The following is a 295-nucleotide window of genomic DNA, read 5'->3' as shown; positions in this document are numbered from 1 at the left end:
GGCCCGCCGAACACCGACACGAGCGCCGTCGACCATCTGGATCGTGAGCCTGATTCGCTGGACATCCGGCGCCCCCAGAGCAATTCCAGGAAAAGTGCGAAGCGATTGAGTTCGGCGCCTTCGCCGTAACTTTCCGTCAGGGATTGCGTCAAGACAAGGTGATAGAGCGGCTCGCCGGTTCCGTGAAACGGCAAGACGCTCCGACAAGCAGGGCGGACTGTCCATCAAAGGAGAAAACCGGGCAAACAAAAAAGCGGGGCAAGCCCCGCCTTTTTCCACCTATTGTCTGAAGCCG

1 protein-coding gene is annotated in these 295 nt (G+C 59.3%); it reads right to left on the bottom strand.

What is annotated here, in order from left to right:
• On the bottom strand, positions 1 to 194 hold a 194-nt coding region (locus EN845_RS35915; RefSeq protein WP_210235541.1), incomplete at its 3' end, for a hypothetical protein.
• Positions 195 to 295 lie beyond the last annotated feature (101 nt).

Source organism: Mesorhizobium sp. M8A.F.Ca.ET.202.01.1.1 (genome assembly GCF_004791595.1).
GTDB lineage: Bacteria > Pseudomonadota > Alphaproteobacteria > Rhizobiales > Rhizobiaceae > Mesorhizobium.
Note: the sequence above shows the minus strand (reverse complement) of the source record. Positions and strands in the feature narration are given on the sequence as shown.